Raw genomic sequence first — 19,791 nt, 5'->3', positions numbered from 1 at the left:
ACGTCCGTGACGGTGTTTCGTCAACCGCGCAAATCGGAATGAGGGTTTCGCAATGTCAAGACTTGAAGCTTTTCGCGTTGCGTTGTCATAGTCAGCCATGCCGATCGATTCATCAAAATTCTTCGACTCCATCCGGATCAAACCGAACAAGCTGAGCGCCAAGCAGCAGGCGCAGGCGCGTGAAGAATCCGCCATGTGCGAATGGCCTGATTGCAAGAACAAGGGGCCGCACCGGGCGCCCAAGGGCCGGGCCAATGACAAGGAATACTGGCACTTCTGTCTCAATCACGTCCGCGAATATAACCAGTCCTATAATTTCTTCTCCGGCATGAATGCGGACGCGGTCGCGCGCTACCAGAAGGATGCGCTGACCGGCCATCGGCCGACCTGGAAGATGGGCGCCAATACCAGCGCCAAGAAGGGCAAGGGCAGCCCCGAGGCCGACCTCGAAGCTGCGTCCGATCCGTTCAGCATGTTCAGCGAGCTCAATGGCCGCGGCCGCTGGCGGCCGGGTCCGGGCGGCGCCGCCGGCGAGACCAAGGTCGAAACCCGGAAGATTTTCAACGCCGAACGCAAGGCGCTGCAGGTGATGGGGCTCGGCGCCGACGCGACGCTCGAGACCGTCAAGGCCAAATACAAGGCGCTGGTGAAGCAGCACCATCCCGACGCCAATGGCGGCGACCGCTCCACCGAGGATCGCCTGATCGAAATCATCAAGGCGTATAATTACCTCAAGACGGTGGTGCGCGGCGCGAGCTGAGGCTCCAGGCCGTCCCGAAGTCGTCCCGGCCAACGGGCCAGGAATCCCCGTCAAGGGTTCTTTCGAACCGGCGCCGCGGCGGGCTCGATCACGCCTCCGCCCTGTCTGCGGCGGATTGCCCAGACCGTCAGCGCGACAATCAAGGCGCTGCCGATCACAAACAGCATCCAGTAATGCTTGGCGAGCCCGGCATGGGGTGCAAATCCGCCGTATCTGTGCAGCGCCGATACCGCCAGCACGCCCGGCAGCACATGTACGGGCGCCCACAGCAGGATCGCGGGGACGTTGACGGCATAAAACATCGGCGGCGACATCCCCAGTGCGCCTGCCGTGACCGGCACGAAGGCTCTGATCGGCGGCACGAAGCGCGCGAAAAACACCGCTAACGCGCCCCAGCGATGAAAAAAAGCCTCGCTCTGTGCGACCACGCGCGGGTAATTCGCCAGCGGCCAGGCGCTGAGGATTTCGCGCTGGGCGCGATGTCCGATCCAGAACGCCGATCCATCGCCAAGCAACGCTCCGGTGATCGCGGCGGCCAGCACCCACTCAAGCCGCAATTCGTGACCAGGCACCAGCGCGCTCAGCGCAAAGATGATGGTCGACCCCGGAATCACCGAGCCGACGATGGGGACGGCCTCCAGCAGGGCCGCAAGGAATAGCGTGAGATAGGCAAGCCCGGCATGCGCCGAGACGAAGGCAATCAATGGATCAATGAATGAAGTCACAAAAATCCTGTGCAGGGGGCTGGGATCCGGCCTTGGACCAGACCTAACATAACTCGCGGCGCGGGTGGAAAGTGCCATCAAGCTCAATCTTGTGGCGCCGGACTGGCCGATTGTGCCGGCGAAAGTACGGCGTGATTCGCAGGGCAGCCCTCCAAAAACCGGGCCCAGCACCTATCTAGATGATATAGCAACGGAACTTTGATTGGGCCGCGGGCTTCTGCCCGCCGCGGCACTCTGATAGGTTTGCTGCAGCACCCATCCGCAGCCACACCATAAATCTGGTTTCGGGAGCGTCCGAGACCTCGGAGGATTGATGACGACCGCCGCCATGACCAAATCGCAAGAAGCTGCTGGGGCGCCCGCCGGTATGCCCGACATGAAGGTGTCGGTTCGGCAGGTGTTCGGTATCGACAGTGACCTCGAGGTGCCGGCCTATTCCGCGGTCGATCCGCATGTCCCGGATGTCGATGCGGATTACCGTTTCGATCGCGCCACCACGCTTGCCATCCTCGCCGGATTTGCCAAGAACCGCCGCGTCATGGTGACGGGCTATCACGGCACCGGCAAGTCGACCCATATCGAGCAGGTCGCGGCCCGGCTCAATTGGCCCTGCGTGCGCGTCAACCTCGACAGCCACATCAGCCGTATCGATCTCGTCGGCAAGGATTCCATTGTCGTGCGCGACGGCAAGCAGGTCACCGAATTCCGTGACGGGATTCTGCCCTGGGCCCTGCAGAACAATATCGCGCTGGTGTTCGATGAATACGACGCCGGCCGTCCCGACGTGATGTTCGTGATCCAGCGCGTGCTGGAGGTTTCGGGCCGCCTGACCCTGCTCGACCAGAACAAGGTGATCAAGCCACATCCGGCGTTCCGGCTGTTCTCGACCGCCAACACCGTCGGCCTTGGCGATACGTCCGGCCTCTATCACGGCACCCAGCAGATCAACCAGGGCCAGATGGATCGCTGGTCGATCGTCACCACGCTGAATTATCTGGCGCATGACGAGGAAGTCGAGATCGTGCTGGCCAAGGCGCATCATTATCGCAATCAGGAGGGGCGCGACATCGTCAACAAGATGGTGCGGCTGGCGGACCTCACCCGCAACGCCTTCGCCAATGGTGATCTGTCGACGGTGATGAGCCCGCGCACGGTGATCACCTGGGCGGAAAACGCCGAGATTTTCTCCGACATCGGCTTTGCGTTCCGCGTCACCTTCCTCAACAAATGCGACGAGCTGGAACGGCCGCTGGTGGCTGAATTCTACCAGCGCTGCTTCAACGCCGAGCTTGCGGAGTCGTCGGTGAACGTGGCGATGAGCTAGCGCATGATCCGGAAAAGTGGGAACCGGTTTTCCGAAAAGATCATGCTCTAGGGTCGTCCCCGCGAAGGCGGGGATGGCGGTGAGGCAGAAATGACGACGTCGAACTCCAAATTCCGCACCGGATCGAAGGAAGCGCCGACCGAGCCGTTCAAGCGCGCGGTGACGGCCTGCCTGCGCGCGATCGCGAAGGCGCCGGAGCTTGAGGTGACGTTCGCCGCCGAGCGTCCCGGCCTCGCCCCGGGCAAGGCGCGGCTGCCGGAGCCGGCGCGCAAGATGACGAGGCGCGATGCCGCCATCGTGCGCGGCCATGCCGATTCGATCGCGCTGAAACTGGCCTGCCACGATCCGAAAGTGCACCGCAAGCTGATGCCGGGAAATCCGCAGGCGCGCGGCGTCTTCGAAGCGGTCGAACAGGCCCGCGTCGAGGCGCTCGGCTCGCGGCGGATGGCGGGGGTTGCGAAAAATCTCACCGCGATGCTCGACGATCATTTCCATCGCGGCAAGTTCGACGAGATCACCGACCGTGCCGACGCGCCGTTGTCGGACGCTTTGGCGATGCTGGTGCGCGAACGCCTGACCGGCCTCGCGCCACCGGCGGCGGCCCGCAAGATGGTCGATCTCTGGCGTCCGGTGCTGGAAGACAAGATCGGCGCGCGGCTCGACCGGCTCGACCGGCTTGCCGAGGATCAGGCGAAATTCGGCGACGCGGTGCATGATCTGTTGACCGCGCTCGAACTCGGCGATGATCGCAACGCCGAAGCCGATGAAGACGAGAACCAGGACGACAACCGCGACGGCGAGAACGATCAGTCCGGCGCCGAGGGTTCACCCGACAGCGACGCCGCGCAGGAAATGAGCGCCGATCAGGCCCAGGCCACCTCGGACGAAATGTCGGAAAGCGCGATGGAAAGCGCGCAGGCTTCCACCAGCGATACGTTCGACGACGGCGAACTCGGCGACGACGAGACGCCGGGCGAAGCGACGCGGCAGAATTCGCGCGGCGCCAATGAGCCGCGTGGGCCGGAATATCATGCGTTCGCGCCGAAATTCGACGAGGTGATCGCGGCCGAAGACCTCTGCGACCATGATGAGCTGGAGCGCCTGCGCAGCTATCTCGACAAGCAGCTCGCGCATCTGCAGGGCATCGTCGCGCGGCTGGCGAACCGGCTGCAGCGCCGCCTGATGGCGCAGCAGAACCGCGCCTGGGAGTTCGATCTCGAGGAAGGCATTCTCGACCCGGCGCGGCTGTCGCGGGTGGTCACCGATCCCTATCATCCGCTGTCGTTCATGCACGAGAAGGAAGCGACCTTCCGCGACACCGTGGTGACGCTGCTTTTGGACAATTCCGGTTCGATGCGCGGACGCCCCATCACGGTGGCGGCGACCTGCGCCGATATTCTGGCACGCACGCTGGAGCGCTGCGGCGTCAAGGTGGAGATTCTCGGCTTCACCACGCGGGCGTGGAAGGGCGGGCAATCGCGCGAGGCGTGGCTTGCCGCCGGCAAGCCGGCCAATCCCGGCCGCCTCAACGATCTGCGCCACATCATCTACAAATCCGCCGACGCGCCATGGCGCCGCGCGCGGAAGAATCTCGGGTTGATGATGCGCGAGGGCCTGCTCAAGGAAAACATCGACGGCGAAGCGCTGGACTGGGCGCACAAGCGCCTGCTCGGCCGCTCCGAGCAGCGCAAGATCCTGATGATGATTTCCGACGGCGCGCCGGTCGACGATTCCACATTGTCGGTCAACCCCGGCAACTATCTGGAGCGGCATCTGCGCCATATCATCGAGGAAATCGAGACCCGCTCGCCGGTTGAACTGATCGCGATCGGCATCGGTCACGACGTCACGCGCTATTATCGCCGCGCGGTCACCATCGTGGACGCCGAAGAACTCGGCGGCGCCATCACCGAAAAGCTCGCCGAGCTGTTCAGCGAGACCAGCGGCGCCGCCCCCGCCAGGACCGGCCGCAAGGCCGGTCCCAAGCGCCGATTGCATTCGTAAGATCATTGGAGCGAGATGATTGATCGCCCGCGCCTCTTCACCATGAGGAGTGAACCATCTCGCGATCGCTCTCGCCGCGGCTTCCTGACATCCATGGCGGCGGGGCTTTCGACGATCGCGCTGCCTGGTGTCGCGCGGGCGCAGCATGCGGCGGCGGCGCCGCCGCCAAAACCGGCGCCGCCGGATGAATTCCCGCTCACCGAAGCGGCGTCGATCGAGGTCAATGCCCGGCCGATCGCTTTCTTCGACCCAAACGACCACGCGCATCTGCGGTTCGGCGCGCTGGAATATCGCAGCGGGCTGGTGCTGACCTCGCGTTTCCCGGGCTTTGGCGGACTGTCGGGCCTGCGGCTCGACGCCAAGGGCGAACGCTTCATTTCGTTCAGCGACAAGGGCAACTGGTTCACCGGCCGCATCGTCTATCAAGGCCGCGACCTGACCGGACTTGCCGAGGTCGAGGCGGCGCCGATGCTGGGGCCTGACGGCAAACCGATCACCACGCGCGGCTGGTTCGATTCGGAATCGATCGCGCTCGACGGCTCCTTTGTCTATATCGGTTTGGAGCGCGTCAACCAGGTGCTGCGCTTCGATTTCAGCAAGGGCTTTACCCGCGCGCGCGGCGAAGTGGTGCCGCTGCCGCCGGCGGCGAGCAAGCTGCCGTTCAACAAGGGGCTGGAAGCGCTGGTGTTCGTGCCAAAGGGCATGCCGCTCGCGGGCACGCTGATCGCGATCTCCGAGCGCGGCCTCGATGCCAAGGGCAATCTGATCGCCTTTCTGGTCGGCGGGCCTTCGCCTGGACAATTCAGCGTTCGCCGCACCAATGAATTCGACGTCAGCGACGCCGTGCTGCTGCCCTCCGGCGACCTCCTGGTGCTGGAGCGCAAATTCTCGCTGCTCTCCGGCGCCGGCATCCGCATCCGCCGCATCGCGCTGGCCTCGGTGGCGCCGGGCGCGGTGGTCGACGGCCCCTCGATCTTCGATGCCGATCTCGGTGATGAGATCGACAACATGGAGGGCATCGACGCCCACGTCACGCCGGAGGGCGATACCGTGCTGACGATGGTCTCCGACGACAATTTCTCGCTGATCCAGCGCACGCTGCTGCTGCAATTCACGCTGGTGGCGTGAAGCCCATTATGGGCGGAACGCTTCTTGCAAACATTTTGAGTTCGATGAAAGCCGGAGTTGCGATGCGCCATTCCATCCGATCGATATGCATTCTCGCGCTGGTGTCCGCCACCGCCGCCGCCACCGCGCATGCGGAAAACTGGCCGTCGCGGCTGATCCGGGCGACGATCCCGTTCGGCGCCGGCAGCGCCGCCGATGTGGTGCCGCGCCTGGTGCTCGACCGGCTCTCGGCCGAAATCGGCCAGTCCATCGTGATCGAGAACAGGCCCGGCGCCGGCGGCACGCTCGGCACCGCGATGGTGGTGAAGGCCGATCCCGACGGCTACAGCATTCTGGCCCAATCCTCGGCGCTGGCGATCGCGCCGGCGATTTATCCCAAGCTGACCTTCGACATCAGCAGAGATCTGGCCTCGGTATTGATGATCGGCTCCGGCGCCAATGTGATGATCGTGCCGCCGACGCGGCCCTGGAAAACCGTGCAGGATTTCATCGCCGATGCCAAAGCGAAACCCGGCTCGATCTCGTTCGGCTCGGTCGGCGTCGGCAGCGCGGTGCATATCAGCGCCGAGAAATTCCGCCTCGCCGCCGGGATCGAGACCACCCACGTGCCCTATCGCGGCGGCGCCGAAGTGATCGCCGATATTCTCGGCGGCCGGATCGATTTCTATTTCTGCCCGCTCGCGACCGCGCTGCCGCTGATCAGGGAAGGCCGGGTGCGGGCGCTGGTGGTGTCGACGCCCAAGCGCGTCGCCGATCTGCCCGACGTGCCGACGCCGCAGGAAGCCGGCCTGAAAAATGCCGAAAGCGTGTTCTGGCTCGGCGTGTTCATGCCGGCGAAGACGCCGCGTGACATCATCGAGAAATTTCATGCCGCCGGCGAGAAGCTGCTGGCGGAGCCCGCGATGCAGGACAGTTTGAAGAAGCTCGGCATCGAAACCCTGCCGATGACCACAGCGCAAATGGATGATTTCGTGGCGCGCGAGACCGCGGATTATCTGGCCGTGATCAAGGCCGCGGGAATCCAGCCATAACCTGACCGGACACGGTTGAGGAACGCCCGGCGCGTTCCTAGATGGAATCTCACACCGGCTCCTCCCTCCCATCAGGACACCCTCATGAGCGCCCTGTTTTCCCCGATCCAATTGCGCGACCTTGCCCTGCCCAACCGCATCATGGTGGCGCCGATGTGCCAGTATTCGGCCGACGACGGCGCGGCCAATGACTGGCACTTTACGCATATCAACTCGCTGGCGCTGTCGGGCGCGGCGATGTTCTGCATCGAGGCCACCCATGTGGAAGCCATCGGCCGCATCACGCCGGGCTGCCTCGGGCTGTGGAACGACGCCACCGAAGCGGCGCTGAAGCCGATCCTGGCCTCGGTGCGCAGGCGTTCGAAGACCGCGGTGGCGATGCAGCTCGCCCATGCCGGGCGCAAGGGATCGAGCCACACCCCATGGAACGGCGGACAATTGATCCCGATCGCCGAGGGCGGCTGGCAGACCGTGGCGCCGTCGGCGGTGCCGCACAAGGAAGGCGAAGCCGCGCCGCTGGCGCTCGATGCGCCGGGCCTGGCGCGCGTGCGCGATGCCTTCGTGGCGGCGGCCAAACGCGCCGATCGGCTCGGCATCGACGCGCTCGAGCTGCATTTCGCGCACGGCTATCTGGTGCATCAGTTCCTGTCGCCGATCGCCAACAAGCGCACCGATCAATATGGCGGCAGCCTCGAAAACCGCATGCGCTATCCGCTGGAACTGTTCGACGCGGTGCGCGCGGTGTTTCCCGACCACAAGCCGGTCGGCGTCAAGGTATCCGCGACCGACTGGGTCGACGGCGGCTGGGATATCATGCAGACCATCATATTGGCGCTGGAGTTGAAAAAGCGCGGCGTCGACTGGATCGATGCGTCCTCCGGCGGGGTGTCGCCGCTGCAGAAAATTCCGCTCGCACCCGGCTATCAGGTGCCGATGGCGAAAGCGATCAAGGAAGCGACCGGCCTCACCACCATGGCGGTCGGGCTGATCACGCAGCCGCAGCAGGCCGAGGAGATCGTCACCTCGGGGAAAGCCGACATGGTCGCGCTGGCGCGCGGCATGCTCTACGACCCGCGCTGGGGCTGGCACGCCGCTGCCGAACTCGGCGGCCATGTCGATGCCCCGCCGCAATACTGGCGCTCGCAGCCCTCGACCCACAAGGAACTGTTCGGCGCCACTACGTTCGGGGCGCGGTGAGGGGGAGCGCGACCCGTAGCCCGGATGAGCGAAGCGACATCCGGGACTCAACGTGGCGCGGTCCCCGGATTTCGCTTCGCTCATCCGGGCTACGTCTCTGACTGCAGAAGCAAGACGTGGATGGCCGGGTCAAGCCCGGCCATGACGAAGGAAATTTGCATCGCCCCGGGAATGACAGTGATGCATTGCCCCATCCCCACCTCACATCCCGAACACGGCGACCGCGCGGATCGGCGAACCTGTGCCGCCGCGCCATTTCATCGGCAGGCCGATGAAGGTGAAGGGGCCTTCGCCGAGGATTGATTCGAGATTGCACAGGCTCTCGATGTGGGTGATGCCGAGCTCGAAGCAGGCCTTGTGCACCAGCAGATTCTCACGGCCCTCGGGCCCCGGCCGCATCGAATCGATGCCGAAATGCACGATGCCGTGGCCGGCGAGCCAGCGCGTGGCCGCGACATTGACGCCGGAATTCTCGGTGCCGTATTCCTTGCGCGGGAACGTTCGCTCGTGATGGCCGGTGCACAGCAACACGGTGCCGCCTTTCGGAATTTCGACGCCGGCCTTCTTCACCGCGGCCTCGAGATCGGCCGGCGTGATCTCGGCGCGCGGCGCGATGTGGCGCAGATCGAGGCAGATGCCGGGCACGATGCAGTTTTCCAGCGGATATTCGTTGATCGGCTGGCCGGTCTTGTCGAAATGCAGCGGCGCGTCGATGTGGGTGCCGGCGTGATCGGGCATCGCGATATACATCGACGCCAGCCCATGCACATTGCCGCCATCGGCGAAGGATTCCTCGTGGGTCTTCCAGACGCCGTGGATGATGGCGGAATGGCCGGGATAACTGGGCGTGCGGTGGTAGAGCTCACGAGAGAGGTCGACGATCTTCACGAGGGGTCCTTTCCTGGATCAATTGGTCTTGCTGTCATTCCGGTGAACTAAACGCGTCGTCCCTGCGAACGCAGGGACCCATAACCACAGGTGTCGGTTAGGAAGCAAGGCGACTGCCACATCGTCCAAATCGATAAGCCGCGGCGTATGGGTCCCTGCGTTCGCAGGGACGACGGGATTGCATCGTTCATCACAAAATCCCCCATCACACCGGCTTGATGCCGGCCCTGGCGATGATGTCGCGCCATTTCGGGACCTCGATGGCGATGCGCCGGCGCAGGCCGTCGGGGCCGTTGGCGATCACCTCGAAACCGTTGTTGAGCAGTTGTTCGCGAATCTCCGGGCGCTGCAGCACCTCGATCGATTGCGCCGCCAGCCGCGCGACGATCTCGGGCGGGGTTTTGGCCGGCGCCAGCAGCGCCTGAAAGGTCTCGGCGATGAAATTCTGGTAGCCGAGTTCGACCATGGTCGGCACGTCCTTGAGATCGAACCAGCGATGCGCGCCGGTGACGGCCAGCGCTTTCAGCGCGCCGGATTCGATATAGGGATGCGCCGGCGGCAGGGCCGCGACCGCGAGCTGGGTGACGCCGCCGAGCAGCGCCTGGATCGCGGGCATCGCGCCGGAAAACGGCACATGCGTGATATCGATGCCGGCGGCGATCTTCAGGAATTCGCCGGACAGATGCGGCGTGGTGCCGGCGCCGGGGCTGGCGTAATTGAGCTCGTCGGGATGCGCCTTGGCGCGCGCGATCAACTCACCGATCGTGGTGATGCCGAGCCTGGGATCGGCCAGGATCACATTCGGCGAGGTGCCGAGTTCGGCGATCGGCGCGAAATCGGTAGTGGGATCGTAGGGCACTTTGGCATAGAGCCCGGGATTGACGACATAGGCGCTGGACGTGACCAGCAGCGTGTAGCCGTCCGGCTCGGCATGGGCCACGTAGCCGATGCCGATATTGCCGCCGGCGCCGGATCGGTTCTCGGTGATGATATTGCCGCCGAGGGAGGTCGCGAGATGCTGTGCCAGGATCCGCGCCATAATGTCGGTCGGCCCCGCCGGCGCGAACGGCACGACGATTTTTATCGGCCGATCCGGGTAGCCGGCGGCGCGGGCGCCGCTGACACGCAGTTGTGAAGTCGCCGCCGCGCCGATCGCGAGGCCTGCGGCGCGCAGCACCTGCCGGCGCGAGCGATGGGGGTATTTTTCCTCGGGTATTTCTTCGGACATTTTTTCTCTCCCGGCGGGCGGCTTTTATTTATCTCACCACAGTCTGCGGCTTTATTCGAGCCTTTCGTTTGGACGTACCATCTCTCGTCGTCCCTGCGAACGCAGGGACCCATAACCACAGGTGTTAGGGGTTGGGCAAAGGCGTCGAACAGCCAATCTCATAACAAGCGACACGGCGTATGGGTCCCCGCGTTCGCGGGGACGACGCGTGGATGGAGCGCAGCCACACCGCCGCCTTCTCGCGGCGCGATGCGCCCGAGGTTTGCTGGAACTTCCCGCCCTCACAACAGAGGGCGCAGGGAATGCCGGGCGCCCGATGCGCCCGCAGCCGCGCGTGTAGTGTAGTAAACACGCGCGTTAGTCACCACGGTCACACCGGAAAACGCCCGGCATTCCCCGCGCAATGGTTTTAACGGCTTGCTTCGTGCTCTCCCTGGTGACCGGGCTTGGTTGTCACCATCGCCTCGCGGACACTTCCGCGAGACTTGAACGCCAGCGTCGGGGCGTCAGGACCACACGACTTCGCCGTCCGCTTTGAGCGCTGTACGTCTGCAGCACCAAGCGTCCACCGCATCCCGCACCCAACGTCCGTGACGATCGCGATACGCCCCTCTTGTGAGGGCGGGACGACCGACGATATGCAACTGATTTGCGTCAGCCGCGAAGAAAATTATTTTTGCGAAGGGGACTCGACAGGCGGAAAGGGACGCACACGCCGTTGCTGTGGTTGCCCGTCGGGCAAGTCGGGTGGCGGTGATGAAGCATCGTCATTGCGAGCGAAGCGAAGCAATCCATGCAGCAACATGGAAGCAAGCGTGGATTGCTTCGTCGCGGAGCCTGTCATCGGGCGCGCATTCGCGCGACCCGTTGGCTCCTCGCAATGACGAGAAAGCCGTCATACCCCGCGCATGCGGGGTATCCAGTACGCCACGGCCTCTCGATTCTTCACCATCGTCTCTGGAATACTGGATCGCCCGGTCAAGCCGGGCGACGACGACTGAAGGTGTGATGCGTTCTTGCACTATCTCGCGATGACGACATCCTCATCGTCCCGCACCCCCATCCCCTCAAAACGCAGTGCTGTCGTCCGACACCCGCCGCCCGCGCGCGTCATATTCCAGCAACGTCACGCGGTCGCGGCGGGTGATGCGGGCGCTCTTCAGCCGGCCGTTGGGATGGTAGCTGTAGAGATATTCGAAGAAGAACTCGCCGCGGAGGAACTTGACGACGCGGGTCAGTTTTCCGTCATCGCTGTAATAGCCGATCAGATAGGCCGCGCCTTGCGCGGTGATCACATCCGCCTCCTGCCGGGTGATCCGGTTCTCGAGCTTGATCGGATGCCGGTAGCCGCGCCAGCCCCGGTAATATTCGACCGGATCGTGATCTTTCCTGGCGAGCGCCAGCACCAGACGCCGCGCCAGCGCGACAAGGCCGCCCAGCGTCAGCAGCAGGATCCAGAATGTCATGGCGGGGCGGGCTCACCGTTGAACCGGGACCGCCATTGGACTTCGCGAAGGCGAGGAAGGTTCACGGCGATGCCGGCGTGGTGATAATCACTCGTCGTCCCCGCGAAAGCGGGGACCCATACGCCGTGTCGTTCGTTGTAAGACGCGCTGTTCGACGACTTCGCCTAACCACTGACGCCTGTGGTTATGGGTCCCTGCGTTCGCAGGGACGACGAGAGATCGTGCGCCGCATCCCGCCCTTGCCGGCAACTTTGATTAGGCGCAATTCAGCCGGGCCGATACCATCGTATGCGCTGGCGCGGGCCTTAAATCCGTCACATCCAAGGGAATCACATGAGCAACGACAATTCGCTTTCGCTAACCGAGCTCAACGACCGCATCGCGGTGCTCAGGGACAACATCCGACAATTGGTCGAACAGGCAGCCGGGTCTTCGGGCGCGCAGGATGAAGAACGGACGTCGGGGCGCATTGCCCAGCAGCAGGCGGAGCTCGACAGGCTGGTCACGGCGCGGGACGCCATGTCGAAAAAATAGCTGGAGGGCGTCCGGCACGCCGGGCCGTCCTTCGTCAGGACTGCATTTGCAGCAGCGTCGACATCAGGTCGCTGCTCAGCGGTTGCGACGAATTGCTTGCGCTGGAGGAAGTGCCGCCGCCGACGCCGCTGGTGGTATCCTGGGTATATTGACTGACGGCCTGCTGGAACGACGCGCCGCTCGAGGCCGCCGAGGAACTGGATGACGACGCCGGTTGCGGCGGAGCGAACACGCTTTGGCTGTTGTTGACGGCTGAGACCATGATCGTACTCCCCCGGGAAACGCGCTGCGTTAACTGGTTACGATCTTATGGTTAACGGCCGGTAAATCGGGGCTCGCGGATTCCGGCGCTTCGACGAGCGCCAGCAGCAGGCGCCCGGTCAGCGCCGCGAGACTGAATACGGTGACATGCAGGATCGCGAGGTCCATGGCGTGATGCTCTCACGTTGCAGGCGGAACTGCAATTGGAGTCGGTGAGGGCGGAGAAGGTTCACGGGATATGGGTAACCATCCGTGCGCCAGCCGGTCAGCCGCCCGGCTTTTTGGGCTCGCCCTTGTCGGGCCGGTCGGGAGAGACGAACGCCCGGGTTGTGATCGCCGATACTTTCTGCGCCAGCCTGACCTTGTTGTGCTCGACAGCCGCGACCTGGCTTTTGTCGATGAAGGGATGCTTGGGGTCGAGGGCATCTTTCCCGACCAGACGGATGCGGTCGCCGTCGATGCTTTTGACAATGCCGACATGCTGGTCGTTGGCGTCGACGACTTCCATGTGTTCGCTGATGTCCATCATCTTTACTCCCGGGGCCATGTCATGAGGCTAACGCGCGGGGACGGGGCGGGTTCCGATGGATGCGGCGCCGCGGTGCGGTGATGGCGAGGGAGGAAGTACTATGAACGCTACACCTGCCGCCGCACAAAGCCTCACCATGCGTGGATAGAACTCCTCTACCGTACTCGTTGTTAGCGCTCGAATTGCGAGAAGCGCCTTTATGAAGGCTGCACGATCGTATTCTTTCATCGATATTTTTGCGGCTTCTAACTCCCCCAGGCGTAGCCATGCGAACAGCACATTTTCTTCGGAGCGGAAGGAAGGGGAGTGTCTATATGAGAGTGACAAAGCAGAGAAATGTTCAGAGTGCCGAAAGCGCCGGACCTTGCTGAAATGCTGGGGAGCGGGTTGCGCTTCCAATCGCTGCTTCAACTTTACGATGCCGACCATATCGAGAGCATTGGGCCACTCGCGCCTACGGTGGTCGTTGGCGTAGACCACATTCCGACGCGTTGGGCTGTGCAGCAAGCCAAGCCAGAATGGCTCATCATCGGTGCGACGGGTCACTGGTCAGCAATGGCTTCGTTCCATTCAGAAGGGCTCGCTTGCGCACGCTGCCTTCACGATAAAGACGATCCGGATAATGGATTGATCCCCACGACAGCTTGCGTCTCTTTCTGGGCCGGCTTGTTGGCTGCCGCCTATCTTGCGCGACACGCGGTCGGCCAACCGATCCCTATAAACGAGCAGCAGCAAGTATATTTGAGCCCATTCCGACCGGAGAGCGTATTTCTTTCCGGAGTAGCATTCCGAAAAGATTGTCCAATCTGCCAGCCTGCGATCGGTGTTCCTGACGCCAAAATCGCCGCTGACAATTAGGGCTTCGGTTTTTGCACGGTCCTGTGATTTGGAATGGTGACTACTTAACAAAAACAGCCGGGTCTTTCGACCCGGCCATTCAAAACTCTCAAACCCAAACCCGCTTGAAGCGAGAAGCTCAGCTCGCCTTCGCGACCGGCGCGGAGGCGGCGATCTTTTTCTCGATCTTGCGCTTCAGGTCCAGCGCGCGGGGCGACAGCACGTCGGCCTTGGCCTTGATCAGGAAGGCATCGAGGCCGCCGCGGTGGTCGACGCTCTTGATCGCGTTGGTGGAGACGCGCAGGCGCACGTTCTGTCCGAGCGCGTCGGAAATGAAGGTGACGTTGCACAGGTTCGGCAGGAACCGGCGCTTGGTCTTGATATTGGAGTGGCTCACCTTGTGGCCCACCAGCGGGCCCTTGGCCGTCAGTTCGCAGCGCCGCGACATCGCAAGAAATCCTCTTCCATCCCGGCTTCCGTCCCGCATAAGGGGTCGGCGCCAAGGGTTCAAAATCACGCCCATTCAGGGAACCGCGGACGTATAGGGGCAGGGAGGCGGGGCGTCAAGGTTTGCGGGGTTTTGAAGGCCCGGAAAGTGCGCCCCCTCTCCCCTTGTGGGAGAGGGTTGGGGTGAGGGGGGCAGGTCTATCGATGGACCGTAACCCCTCACCCGGATCGCATCTTTGATGCGATCCGACCTCTCCCACAAGGGGAGAGGTGAAGGGGCGGAACCCATCGCGCGGTGCAAACCCGCGTCACAAAAACGCGTTCCGGAACAACCAGAAGCCGGCTTTATGCATCATATAAACGGCGTATTCGCCACCGACATCATGGGTTCCGCGCGCGCGTCCGCCGGTTTGGCGGGATTTGTCGCAAAAGCGCGCCGGTAGTTGTGCTTGCTTTGGGTATATTCGTTGTGCGCCGGGTATTTTGGCTTAAATGAATGCTTTGGATTGCGCTTGGTGTGAGGATTGTACCGCAGGTGGTTACGCACAGCATGATGTCGCCCCGGCCGGCCCGCAAGGCGCTGGCGATGTTGGGCAGCCTGTGCGCCGGTATTTTGCTGTTTTCCGGGCTGTTCGCGGGGCTATCGGATGCCGCCCGCGCGCAGGGCAGGCTCGAGGCGCATTATGAGGCGACGCTGGCGGGCATTTCCGTCGGCAAGGGCTCCTGGGCCATCGATATCGCCGACGACCAGTTTTCCGCCGCCGCGGCTGGGGGCACCTCGGGATTGCTGAAGGCGTTCGCCGCCGGTTCCGGCACCGGGGCGGCGCTGGGCCGCGTCGTCAATGGCGTGCTGGTGTCGACCAATTATACCGCCTCGACCACGACCCCGAAAAAATCCGAGTCGATCCACATGGTGCTGCTCAACGGCACCATCAAGGAATACGGCATCGATCCGGAACCGCCGGTCGATCCGGACCGGCTGCCGGTCACCGACGCGCATCGCCGCGGCGTGCTCGATCCGATGACGGGATCGATGCTGCGGGTGCCCGGCACCGGCGATCCGCTCAGCCCCGAGGCCTGCCACACCGGTGCCGCGATCTTCGACGGCCGGATGCGCTACGACCTGAAACTCGATTTCAAGCGCATGGAAACCGTCAAGGCCGAAAAGGGCTATCAGGGCCCGGTGGTGGTGTGCGCGGTCTATTTCACGCCGATCGCGGGCTACATTCCCGATCGCGCCGTGATCAAATATCTCGCCGCCCAGCGCAACATCGAGATCGCATTCGCGCCGGTGGCGGGAACCCGCGTCCTGGTGCCGTTCCGGATGGTGATCCCGACCCCGCTCGGCACCGCGATGCTGGAAGCCACGCAGTTCATCACCACGGCGACGCCGCCGCGGGTCGCGAAGACGCAGTGAGCGGCTTCTGATGCTTTATGTATGCGTCGTCCCTGCGAAAGCAGGGACCCATAACCACCGGCGGGAATTGTTGAAGCAAACTATTGGCGACGTCGGCCACCTCGGAGATCACGCGGTATGGGTCCCGGCGTTCGCCGGGACGACAGGTGAAGGAGACCCACCGAATCCCTGTTGACTCTTCCTCACTTCTGATTCGACTCCGAGCTGTCCGCAAACTTAAGGATTTCAACGCCGAACCCGCCCTTGTCGAGCCGCGACAAACTTGATCTAGTGCCGCCATGGGGGCTCAGCGCGAGATGTTGCGGTGAACGAAGCCGGAGTGCAGATCAGGCGCCGATTCGGGCGCGATTCGTTCCGGACTCGTTCCAGAGCTTAAGCCGCGACCTCACCGGCGTCGCAAAGTGATACACCCCTCTTATTCCAGCGACGCAGAAAACCCAATAAAACATGGTCTATTCGTCATCTCCGCCCACGCTTGCTAACGGACGGGCCCCCGGCGCCGGGGTTACCGCCGTGCTCGGGCCGACCAATACCGGCAAGACCCATCTGGCGATCGAGCGGATGCTGGCGCATTCCTCGGGCGTGATCGGCCTGCCGCTGCGGCTTCTGGCGCGCGAGGTCTACAACAAGATCGTCGATCGCGTTGGCGCCGATTCGGTCGCGCTGATTACCGGCGAAGAAAAGATAAAACCGCCGAAGGCGCGGTTCTGGGTCTCCACCGTCGAGGCGATGCCCAGGGATCTCGACGTGTCGTTTCTCGCGGTCGATGAAATCCAGATCGCGGCCGATCTCGAGCGCGGCCATGTCTTCACCGACCGCATCCTGCATCGGCGCGGCCGCGATGAGACCTTGTTGCTGGGCGCGGCCACGATGCGCCCGATCATCGAGCGGCTGTTGCCCGGCGCCTCGATCGTGACCCGGCCCCGGCTGTCGCAGCTCGAATTCGCCGGCGACCGCAAGATCACGCGGCAACCAAGACGTACTGCAATTGTCGCGTTCTCGGCCGACGAGGTCTACGCGATCGCCGAACTGATCCGCCGCCAGCACGGCGGCGCCGCGGTGGTGCTGGGGTCGCTGAGCCCGCGCACACGCAACGCGCAGGTCGCGATGTTCCAGTCCGGCGATGTCGATTATCTGGTCGCGACCGATGCGGTCGGGATGGGCCTCAACCTCGACGTCGATCATGTGGCTTTTGCCTCCGACCGCAAATATGACGGCTATCAGTTCCGCCGCTTAAATCCGTCCGAATTCGCGCAGATCGCCGGCCGTGCCGGCCGCGCCACGCGCGATGGCACGTTTGGAACCACCGGGCGCTGCGCGCCGTTCGAGCCCGAACTGGTCAACGCGCTGCAGAATCATACCTTCGAGAGCGTCAAAGTGCTGCAATGGCGCAATTCGAAGCTGGATTTTTCCTCGCTGGGCGCGCTGCAGGTGTCTTTGGCGCTGTCGCCCACGCACGAAGCCTTGACCCGTGCCCCGATCGCCGAAGATCTGCGCGTGCTCGATCATGCGGCCCGCGACGCCGATGTGCGCGGGATGGCGCATGGCGCCGCCGCGGTCGAGCGGCTGTGGGACGCCTGCCAGATTCCGGATTACCGCAAGATCGCGCCGGCCGCGCATGCGGAACTGGTCACGACTTTGTTCGGTTTTCTGATGCAAAAGGGCCGGATTCCCGATGCCTGGTTCGCCGCCCAGGTCGATCAGGCCGATCGCACCGACGGCGATATCGACACTTTATCGGGCCGGATCGCGCAAATCCGCACCTGGACCTTTGTCGCCAACCGTCCGGACTGGCTGGCCGACCCCGAGCATTGGCAAGGAATTGCGCGAGAAGTTGAAAATAAATTGTCCGATGCGCTGCATGAACGGCTCACGGAGCGTTTCGTTGATCGCCGTACCAGTGTATTGATGCGCCGCCTGCGGGAAAACACGATGTTGAATACGGAAATCGGCAAGACCGGCGAAGTGATCGTAGAAGGCCATGTGATTGGCCGGCTCGATGGATTCACCTTTGCACCTGACGCGGCGGAGGCCGGCTCCGACGCCAAGGCGCTGCAGGCCACCGCGCTCAAAGCGCTGGCCGGGGAAATCGAGGCGCGCGCCGAGAAACTGGCGGCCGCCCCCGACGATCAGTTCGTGCTGGCCTCGGATGGCACGCTGCGCTGGACCGGCGACGCCGTCGCCAAGCTGGTGGCGGCCGACGACGCGCTGCATCCGCGCCTGCGCATCATTTCCGACGAGCGTTTGAACGGCGCGCCGCGCGAATCAGTCCAGACCAGGCTCGATCTGTGGCTGAAGACGCATATCGAGAAGCTGCTGGGGCCGCTGTTCGATCTCGCCAAGGCCGAGGACATCACCGGGATCGGGCGCGGCATCGCGTTTCAGCTGATCGAGGCGCTCGGCGTGCTGGAGCGCGCGAAGATCGCGGCCGAGATGAAGGATCTCGATCAGCCGTCGCGGGCGGCGCTGCGCAAATACGGCGTGCGGTTCGGCGCCTATCACATCTATGTGCCGCCGCTGTTGAAGCCGGCGGCGCGCGCGCTGGCCTCGCTGCTGTGGGCGCAGAAGCAGGACAATGTCGATATGTCGGCGCTGTCGGGCGCGCAGCATCTCGCAGGATCAGGCCGCACTTCGTTTGCGGTCGACAAGCTGCTCAACCGCGATGCCTATCGTGTGCTGGGCTACCGGCAATGCGGCGAACGCGCGGTGCGGGTCGATATTCTGGAGCGTCTGGCCGATCTCATTCGGCCGGCGCTGTCGTGGCGTGAAGGTTCATTGGGCGAAAAGCCCGCCGGCGCGTTCGATGGCCGCGGCTTTGTGGTGACGCAGGCGATGACGTCGCTGACGGGATCGGCCGGCGAGGATTTCGCCTCGATCCTGCGCGCATTGGGCTATCGCATGGAGCGCCGCCCGCCGCTGCCGCCGAAGCCCGTGGTGGCCGAGGCGGCTGCGGCCGAGACGCCGGTGGAAGCGATTGCGGATGCGACAATAGAGAGCGCTGCAGTAACTGCAGACGCAGTTGCCGTCGAACCTGCGGTCGCTCATGAGACAGCAGCGATCGAGACCGCAGCGACAGAGACCACCGAGACCGCTGCCGTCACCCATGATGCGCCCGTGGCCAGCGACGAGAGCGTCGCGCCGACGGCGACGTTGCTGCCTGAGGTCTCGCCGATTGCGAGCGAGCCCGCGCAGGCCGTCGCCGAGACCATGCAGGCCGTCGCCGAGACCGCGCAGGCCGTCGCCGAGACCGCGCAAGTCGCCGTCGAAGCCCAAGGCGCTGAGGATACGCCGCAGGATCACGCCGTCGCCGAGACAATTTCTGAGACGGCTGTTGTCGGCGATGCCGCACCGGCGGAAGCCAGCGCGGCGGAAACCGCGCCCGAGATGGTTGCCGCGCCTGAACTGGTCGAGGTCTGGCGGCCCGGCGGCCGCTCGGAAGAGCGCCGGCCGCAGCGCCATGATCGCAACCGTCCCCGTCACCAAAATCGTCCTGCGGAGGGAGCCCAGCCTGCCGCCGCGGGCGAGGCCGTCGCCGGCGAGGCTGGCGAAGGCGCCAAACACGAGCGGCATCGGCGCGGACGGCGCGACCGCAATAATGATTTCAGAAAGCCCCGCACCGATGCGCCGGCCGAGGCCGTGGCGGTTGCCGCGGATGGCGCGCCGGTGGTTGGCGAGCCGCGCGCGGATAATAGTGGCCGTCCGCCGCGCGAGCGCTATCAGGGCAAAGGCAACGACAATCGCGGCGACCAGGACCGGCCCAAGAGTGACCGGCCCAAAGGCAAGTTCGAGGGCAAATTCGGCGGCGGCCGCGACAAGGGTGGCCGTGACAAGGGTGGTCGCGACAAGGGCGACCGTGACGGCCGCTCGGGCGGCGGGCCGTCGCACCGGCAATATGCGACCAGCGCCGCGCCGCGTGAACGCGATCGCCCGGTCGATCCCAATTCGCCCTTTGCCAAACTGGCGGCGCTCAAGGAACAGCTCACCGCCAACCGCAAGGATCGCTGACACGGATCCT

18 protein-coding genes are annotated in these 19,791 nt (G+C 64.0%); 10 read left to right on the top strand and 8 right to left on the bottom strand.

The window, feature by feature from the left end; translation table 11 throughout:
* Positions 1–97: 97 nt before the first annotated feature.
* A complete protein-coding gene (locus tag ABR948_RS04145; protein ID WP_428114168.1) occupies positions 98–760 on the top strand; it encodes a J domain-containing protein in 663 nt (220 codons plus the stop codon).
* Positions 761–810: 50 nt separating this feature from the next.
* Here ABR948_RS04145 and ABR948_RS04140 read toward each other — a convergent pair whose 3' ends face one another.
* Complete coding sequence (locus ABR948_RS04140) at positions 811–1,485, bottom strand: DedA family protein (protein ID WP_428114167.1); 675 nt, start codon at positions 1,483–1,485, stop codon at positions 811–813.
* 313 nt (positions 1,486–1,798) lie between these two features.
* Between ABR948_RS04140 and cobS the strand changes: the two genes are divergently transcribed.
* The 5 genes from cobS (at position 1,799) to ABR948_RS04115 (ending at position 8,169) form a co-directional block, all read left to right on the top strand.
* Positions 1,799–2,809 carry a cobaltochelatase subunit CobS gene (gene cobS, locus ABR948_RS04135; protein WP_428114166.1) on the top strand — a complete coding sequence of 337 codons (1,011 nt, stop codon included), beginning with the start codon at positions 1,799–1,801 and terminating at the stop codon, positions 2,807–2,809.
* Positions 2,810–2,899: 90 nt separating this feature from the next.
* Positions 2,900–4,813, top strand: a complete 1,914-nt coding sequence (gene cobT, locus ABR948_RS04130; protein WP_428114165.1) for a cobaltochelatase subunit CobT — start codon at positions 2,900–2,902, stop codon at positions 4,811–4,813.
* Positions 4,814–4,906: 93 nt separating this feature from the next.
* Positions 4,907–5,941: an esterase-like activity of phytase family protein gene (locus tag ABR948_RS04125; protein ID WP_428114171.1), complete on the top strand. Its 1,035-nt coding sequence runs from the start codon at positions 4,907–4,909 to the stop codon at positions 5,939–5,941.
* A 62-nt stretch (positions 5,942–6,003) separates the two neighbouring features.
* Positions 6,004–6,972 carry a Bug family tripartite tricarboxylate transporter substrate binding protein gene (locus ABR948_RS04120; RefSeq protein ID WP_428114164.1) on the top strand — a complete coding sequence of 323 codons (969 nt, stop codon included), beginning with the start codon at positions 6,004–6,006 and terminating at the stop codon, positions 6,970–6,972.
* A gap of 84 nt (positions 6,973–7,056) precedes the next feature.
* The gene (locus tag ABR948_RS04115) at positions 7,057–8,169 is read left to right on the top strand and encodes an NADH:flavin oxidoreductase/NADH oxidase (RefSeq protein ID WP_428114163.1); all 1,113 of its coding nucleotides are present in this window, start codon (positions 7,057–7,059) and stop codon (positions 8,167–8,169) included.
* Positions 8,170–8,370: 201 nt separating this feature from the next.
* Here ABR948_RS04115 and ABR948_RS04110 read toward each other — a convergent pair whose 3' ends face one another.
* The 3 genes from ABR948_RS04110 to ABR948_RS04100 all read right to left on the bottom strand — a co-directional run bounded on the left by ABR948_RS04110 (position 8,371) and on the right by ABR948_RS04100 (position 11,751).
* Complete coding sequence (locus tag ABR948_RS04110; RefSeq protein ID WP_428114162.1) at positions 8,371–9,057, bottom strand: cyclase family protein; 687 nt, start codon at positions 9,055–9,057, stop codon at positions 8,371–8,373.
* A 205-nt stretch (positions 9,058–9,262) separates the two neighbouring features.
* Positions 9,263–10,285, bottom strand: coding sequence for a Bug family tripartite tricarboxylate transporter substrate binding protein (locus ABR948_RS04105; protein WP_428114161.1), 1,023 nt, complete (start codon positions 10,283–10,285; stop codon positions 9,263–9,265).
* A 1,067-nt stretch (positions 10,286–11,352) separates the two neighbouring features.
* Positions 11,353–11,751: a DUF6156 family protein gene (locus ABR948_RS04100; protein WP_428114160.1), complete on the bottom strand. Its 399-nt coding sequence runs from the start codon at positions 11,749–11,751 to the stop codon at positions 11,353–11,355.
* Between the two features lie 333 nt (positions 11,752–12,084).
* Between ABR948_RS04100 and ABR948_RS04095 the strand changes: the two genes are divergently transcribed.
* The gene (locus tag ABR948_RS04095; protein WP_428114159.1) at positions 12,085–12,285 is read left to right on the top strand and encodes a hypothetical protein; all 201 of its coding nucleotides are present in this window, start codon (positions 12,085–12,087) and stop codon (positions 12,283–12,285) included.
* 34 nt (positions 12,286–12,319) lie between these two features.
* Here the strand turns inward: ABR948_RS04095 and ABR948_RS04090 are convergent, their stop codons facing one another.
* The 3 genes from ABR948_RS04090 to ABR948_RS04080 all read right to left on the bottom strand — a co-directional run bounded on the left by ABR948_RS04090 (position 12,320) and on the right by ABR948_RS04080 (position 13,075).
* Entirely contained in the window at positions 12,320–12,547 is a 228-nt protein-coding gene (locus tag ABR948_RS04090) for a hypothetical protein (protein ID WP_428114158.1), read from the bottom strand.
* Positions 12,548–12,576: 29 nt separating this feature from the next.
* A complete protein-coding gene (locus ABR948_RS04085) occupies positions 12,577–12,714 on the bottom strand; it encodes a hypothetical protein (RefSeq protein WP_428114157.1) in 138 nt (45 codons plus the stop codon).
* A gap of 97 nt (positions 12,715–12,811) precedes the next feature.
* Entirely contained in the window at positions 12,812–13,075 is a 264-nt protein-coding gene (locus ABR948_RS04080) for a DUF2171 domain-containing protein (protein ID WP_428114156.1), read from the bottom strand.
* A 336-nt stretch (positions 13,076–13,411) separates the two neighbouring features.
* Here ABR948_RS04080 and ABR948_RS04075 point away from each other — a divergent pair, with 336 nt between their 5' ends.
* Positions 13,412–13,933 carry a hypothetical protein gene (locus ABR948_RS04075; RefSeq protein ID WP_428114155.1) on the top strand — a complete coding sequence of 174 codons (522 nt, stop codon included), beginning with the start codon at positions 13,412–13,414 and terminating at the stop codon, positions 13,931–13,933.
* A gap of 118 nt (positions 13,934–14,051) precedes the next feature.
* On the opposite strand, the gene rpmB is transcribed toward ABR948_RS04075, so the two are convergent.
* Complete coding sequence (gene rpmB / locus ABR948_RS04070; protein WP_428114154.1) at positions 14,052–14,360, bottom strand: 50S ribosomal protein L28; 309 nt, start codon at positions 14,358–14,360, stop codon at positions 14,052–14,054.
* 552 nt (positions 14,361–14,912) lie between these two features.
* Here rpmB and ABR948_RS04065 point away from each other — a divergent pair.
* Complete coding sequence (locus ABR948_RS04065; protein ID WP_428114170.1) at positions 14,913–15,776, top strand: DUF3108 domain-containing protein; 864 nt, start codon at positions 14,913–14,915, stop codon at positions 15,774–15,776.
* A gap of 447 nt (positions 15,777–16,223) precedes the next feature.
* Entirely contained in the window at positions 16,224–19,781 is a 3,558-nt protein-coding gene (locus ABR948_RS04060) for a helicase-related protein (RefSeq protein ID WP_428114153.1), read from the top strand.
* Positions 19,782–19,791 lie beyond the last annotated feature (10 nt).

The organism is Bradyrhizobium sp., from assembly GCF_050014615.1.
Classification (GTDB): domain Bacteria; phylum Pseudomonadota; class Alphaproteobacteria; order Rhizobiales; family Xanthobacteraceae; genus Bradyrhizobium.
The sequence above is the reverse complement of the archived record's forward strand: the minus strand, read 5'-3'. Positions and strand labels throughout refer to the sequence as shown.